Consider the following 5316-nt stretch of genomic DNA (forward strand, 5'->3'; position numbering starts at 1 on the left):
CACACTATCACCGGCGATACCATGCGCGTAACCCTTCTGCAGTTCTTTGAAATTGAACAGATTTGTATCAGCCAGATGGGAAGGCACTACGTTTTGCAGCGAACGGAACATGGTTTCGATACGGCCCGGATTGGACTTATCCCAACCGTTCAGCATCTCTTTGATCACCTGACGCTGCAGGTTTTCCTGCGAACCACACAAGTTGCACGGAATAATCGGGAACTGTTTCAGATCACCGTACTCTGCGATATCTTTCTCACGGGCATAGGCCAGTGGGCGAATCACCATGTTTTTGCCGTCATCGGATACCAGCTTAGGTGGCATCGACTTCAGCTTGCCGCCGTAGAACATGTTCAGGAAGAAGGTTTCCAGAATGTCGTCACGATGATGGCCCAGCGCGATCTTAGTCGCACCGATCTCTTCAGCAAAACCATAAAGCGTACCACGACGCAGACGGGAGCAAAGCGCGCAGGTGGTTTTACCTTCCGGCACCACTTCTTTCACGATGGAATAGGTATCGCGCTCAACGATGTGGAACTCCACACCGATCGATTCCAGGTATTCCGGCAGGATATGCTCGGGGAAACCCGGCTGTTTCTGATCCAGATTCACCGCCACAATATCAAAGTGAATCGGCGCACTTTTCTGCAGGTTCAGCAGAATATCCAGCATGGCATAGGAGTCTTTACCGCCGGACAGGCATACCATCACCTTGTCGCCATCTTCAATCATATTGAAGTCTTCGATAGCACGGCCCACTTCACGGCGCAGACGTTTCTGCAACTTGTTCGTGCGGACTTTAATTTTCTTTTCAGGTGATTCTACAGCGGCGGATTCAGTCATGGTCTGGAATTCGGGAACATTCAACAATTTAGAAGGCGCGGATTATAGCGCAGTTCCGCGCTGCCAGCGACGAAAGTATTGAGTGCTTTTTAACCAGAATCACCTACGGCCCAATTAACCTATTATCACCGCTGCGCTCCATCCTCTATTCCCTCCGAATATGATCGATTCATATCTCAGGACACCCCGCATGCAGCACAAAGAGACTCTGGTTTTGAGTGCCCGAAGATCATAGAGATCAAAGCGCAGTAAGATTAGTGCTTTATCGAGTACGCCAGTTGATTTCATGGGCGGTCTGAGGGCCGACCAACACCTGCTTCAGGCTGTTGGGCATCAGCGCAATTCCGCCACTCACCATCATACGGCCACCCATCACTTCAGCCGTTTTTTGCGGAAGTAGCGGTTCCTGATGAGGTGCGGCGTAACCCTCCGGCCACAGCGGTAAACTGGTCTCCATATCGTATTTATCCGTAGCGCCCAGCGTATGCATCAACTCATGGATCGCCACCATATTATTGCGCCCCTGATAATCCACACTGGCGAAACCGTTAACCAAACCAATCATCCCTTTCTGTAAACCCAGCGAATGCTCTAACACATTGCGATTGGCCGGCGAAAACAGGCGCATATAGATACGAATGTCCGGTTCAGGCCCCTCCCAGTTATCGTTCTGCCATGACCAGAAGCGCATCTTCAGGCTCCAGAGAACATTCATTAACAAGCTGGGATTTTCCGGTATGATTGGAGGGTGCGACCGAACCAAGGGAGCCAACTTCACTTCCAATGGCTGATCGATCTGAATGCCATAACGCTTAGCCTCGCGTTGCATAAAGAGCTCCATATCTTCGAAGTGCTCTTCGCTCAGCGCAGAAATATACTGACGGGTATCGATACGGTCATCCGCATTGATCGGGTAAATGACCACCCAAAGCGGCTCTTCCCAATCTGTCACCCGGACAATGGAAAGCCATGTATTGAGGGAGATCCCCAGCAACAGAAGGAGCAAAATGGTAATACGGAGCTTACGGAAGGTTTCGCTGTTCATCATAGAGGCATCATCCGTGTCAGCGCGAAGGAACTTACTCAGGCACCTTAGTCAGTATTAGCCCACCACCGCGATTAATACCAGATAGCGTGCGGCCTTACCCAATAAAATCATAAGCATAGACAACCAGAGCCGGCCACGCAGCCAACCGGCAATAAAGCATAGCGGATCACCCACCAACGGTAGCCACGATAGCAGTAAGGCCACAGGACCCCATTGTTCCAGCCAGCGCTGAGCACGCAAATGCTGAGGTTTATCGAGCGTTTTGAGGGGATAACGGGTTGCCAACCACCATCCCATCAGGAAGGTAATCATGCCACCCAATGCATTACCGGATGTGACCGCAATAAACAGGGGAAATTCCGCAAACTGATCTTGATAGAGCATGTAACTGAACAGGGCTTCTGAGCCACCGGGCAGCAACGTGGCAGAGACTAAGCCACTGATAAACAATCCCAGCAGCGTAGCCTCAGTACCCAGTTCCATCATAGATCAGACATCAAAGTTGCAGACCGGCTTTCACACAACGCAGTACACCCATCTCATAGACGCCCGCTAGTGCATCAAATACCGGCTTTAACGCATTACCGTATTCGCGCTGGCATTCGTGGATAACCTGCTCGATATGGCGCACTTCAGCGTCCGGCAGTTCAACCACATCATTCATCTCAAGCTGACCGTGGCTTATACCGTGGGCCAGATGGTTATAGATCACTTTGGCAGATAACTTCTGCTGCAACGCCACCTGATCGGTGGTCATGCCACTGCGGAATAGCATGATCGATTGTTCCACCTGCGAATCCAGATCGCTCTCATCGGCGGTTTCATGCTCTTCGATCACGCCAATAAACTGATTACCGTACAGATCCAGTTTCCGCTGCCCCACACCGTTCAGGCGCTTGAACTGATCATGACTAAGCGGACGGTACATCACCATTTCCATCAACGTTGCGTCGTGGAAGATTACATATGGCGGCACACCATTTTCATCGGCCAGCTCTTTGCGTTTCGCTTTCAGTGCGTTCCAGAGCGCAAAATCTTCCGCTTCCAGCTTATTCTGCGGCACCTGACTGCGACGATATTGTGTTTGCTTACGCTGATCTTTACGCAGTTCCAGCGACTCTGCGCCTTTTAATACCGGACGGCACTTCTCGGTCAGCTGCAGCACACCATGACCTTCCGCATCCACGCTCAGGTAACCACGCGCCACCAGTTGGCGGAACACCGACCGCCACTGTTTCTTGTCCAGCTCTTTACCGATACCGAACGTAGACAGCTTGTCGTGACCCAGCTGCACCACCCGCTCAGGACGGTTACCGATTAAGGTTTCGATCACATAGGTCACACCGTAGCGCTGCCCGGTGCGGAAGACCGCAGACAATGCTTTGCGCGCCGCTTCCGTACCATCCCAGACCGGTACCGGTTCCAGACAGGTATCGCAGTTACCACACGCAGCATGTTCATTTTCACCAAAGTACGCCAACAGCGCCTGACGGCGACAACTGGTGATTTCACATAACCCCAGCATCGCTTCCAGTTTCTGCCGTTCGACTTGTTTATGCATGTCACTGGCTTGTGACCCCGCCAGCATCTGGCGCAGAAAGATCACATCCTGCAATCCATACACCATCCAGGCATCGGCAGGCTGACCATCACGCCCGGCACGACCGGTTTCCTGATAGTAGGCTTCCACACTTTTTGGCAGATCCAGATGGGCGACAAAGCGCACGTTGGGTTTATCAATCCCCATACCAAAGGCAACCGTCGCGACCATAATCACCCCCTCCTCCGTCAGGAAGCGGTGTTGATTATGATTACGCAGATCCGGCGACAAACCCGCATGGTAGGGCAAGGCGTCATAACCTTTGTCACACAACCACTCGGCGGTTTCCTCCACCCGTTTGCGGGACAGGCAATACACTACCCCCGCATCTTTCGGGTGTTCATCTTTGAGGAATTTCAGTAGCTGTTCTTTGGCGCGGTCTTTCTGGCCAATGCGGTAACGAATGTTTGGTCGGTCAAAGCCGCGCACAAAGCGCTCAGCATCGGTCAACTCAAGGCGGTTGATAATTTCCTGACGGGTACGCTCATCCGCAGTGGCGGTCAGCGCAATACGCGGAACACCGGGAAATCGTTCCCGCAGTTTAAACAGTTGCAGGTATTCCGGGCGGAAGTCATGCCCCCACTGGGAGACACAGTGTGCTTCATCAATCGCAAACAGGGCGATCTGGCACTCGGACAGCAGATCCAGTGTCCGCGCCTGTAGCAAACGTTCAGGCGCAATGTAGAGCAGATCCATACCACCGGCACGCAGCTGGTGCTCGGTCTCGGCAATCACCGAGTAATCAAGGGAGGAGTTCAGGCAACACGCACGGATACCCCATTGGGACAATGCCGAGACCTGATCCTGCATCAATGCGATCAGCGGTGAGACGATCACCGCCACACCCGGCCGGATTAGTGCCGGCAGTTGATAACACAGCGATTTACCGCCACCGGTTGGCATAACCACGAGCGAATCCTGCCCATTAAGCAGGGTTTCGATCACCTCTGCTTGTGGGGTGCGAAACTGCTCATAGCCAAATACGTCTTGCAGGAGTTGCTGTGCCCTTTCCATCATGGGGCGGCATTATCCGTGAAGCACGCTTCGCTGTCATCCGTGATTAGAGTCAGAACACAGTTTTATTTATCCAAATAAGGCTGCTATTCCGAGGTTTTCCGGCTAGAATCGCACCTGTTAATCACCTGAAGGGATGTTGCAATGAACGCACTGACTCACGCTGAACTGTCCGACGCTGAACTGGACGAACTGGAGGACTTCCTCTATTCCGATGCTGTTTCTGAAGATTCTCTGGATCTGGTCGGCGTACATGGTCTGTTCACGGCCTGCAACATCAGCCCAAAAGCAGTCACAGAGCAGGAGTGGAGCGAGCTGGTTTTTGACGGCGACCCACTGTGGGAATCTCAGGATCAACATGATCGCATTATGGAGATGCTGCGTCGTCTGTATCAGATGATCAACAGCAACCTGTACAGCGATCAGGAGATTGACCTGCCGTGCGAACTGACACTGGTTCCGGAAGAAGATGAAGAGATCGCCAGCCTGACTTGGTGGTCACAAGCCTTCATGGAAGGTGTGTTCATGAATGAAGAAGCGTGGTTTGGCCATCAGGCTGAAGAAACCGTTGCCGAACTGATGCTGCCGATGATGGTTGCATCCGAGCTGTTTCTGGAAGACAAAGAGATGGCAGCCATGCGCAAAGACACCAAGCTGAGTGAAGAGATGGCGGGTCAGATCCCAGACCTGCTGATCGACCTTTACCTGCTGTTCCACGCGCCGAAGAAGTAAATACGTCGCATATTCAGGCATCAAAAAGGCCTGCGAATAGAAGACTGTGTAAATACTCTTCTATCAGCCAGAGATACCC

General features: G+C 52.3%; 5 protein-coding genes. 1 reads left to right on the forward strand and 4 read right to left on the reverse strand.

Annotation, left to right across the window (positions count from 1 at the left end; translation table 11 throughout):
- The 4 genes from ttcA to recQ all read right to left on the reverse strand — a co-directional run.
- Positions 1-843 (reverse strand): tRNA 2-thiocytidine(32) synthetase TtcA (gene ttcA, locus ABYW01_RS13195; protein WP_372833419.1); only part of this gene is annotated, 843 nt, incomplete at its 3' end.
- 262 nt (positions 844-1105) lie between these two features.
- Positions 1106-1891 (reverse strand): hypothetical protein, encoded by a 786-nt coding sequence (locus ABYW01_RS13200; RefSeq protein WP_372833423.1) that lies wholly within the window; start codon positions 1889-1891, stop codon positions 1106-1108.
- Between the two features lie 54 nt (positions 1892-1945).
- Positions 1946-2377 carry a YqaA family protein gene (locus ABYW01_RS13205; protein WP_372833425.1) on the reverse strand — a complete coding sequence of 144 codons (432 nt, stop codon included), beginning with the start codon at positions 2375-2377 and terminating at the stop codon, positions 1946-1948.
- A gap of 10 nt (positions 2378-2387) precedes the next feature.
- A complete protein-coding gene (recQ, locus tag ABYW01_RS13210; RefSeq protein WP_372833427.1) occupies positions 2388-4508 on the reverse strand; it encodes a DNA helicase RecQ in 2121 nt (706 codons plus the stop codon).
- A gap of 141 nt (positions 4509-4649) precedes the next feature.
- Between recQ and ABYW01_RS13215 the strand changes: the two genes are divergently transcribed.
- Complete coding sequence (locus ABYW01_RS13215) at positions 4650-5237, forward strand: YecA family protein (protein WP_372833430.1); 588 nt, start codon at positions 4650-4652, stop codon at positions 5235-5237.
- Positions 5238-5316: the final 79 nt, after the last annotated feature.

The sequence above is a fragment of the Pontibacterium sp. genome (assembly GCF_041587635.1).
Classification (GTDB): Bacteria; Pseudomonadota; Gammaproteobacteria; order Pseudomonadales; family Balneatricaceae; genus Pontibacterium.

Excerpts from the sequence above, each read along its gene's own strand:
- ABYW01_RS13215 (WP_372833430.1), top strand. The coding sequence starts at position 4,650 with ATGAACGCACTGACTCACGCTGAACTGTCCGACGCTGAACTGGACGAA.
- ABYW01_RS13200 (WP_372833423.1), bottom strand. The coding sequence starts at position 1,891 with ATGATGAACAGCGAAACCTTCCGTAAGCTCCGTATTACCATTTTGCTC.
- ABYW01_RS13205 (WP_372833425.1), bottom strand. The coding sequence starts at position 2,377 with ATGATGGAACTGGGTACTGAGGCTACGCTGCTGGGATTGTTTATCAGT.
- recQ (WP_372833427.1), bottom strand. The coding sequence starts at position 4,508 with ATGATGGAAAGGGCACAGCAACTCCTGCAAGACGTATTTGGCTATGAG.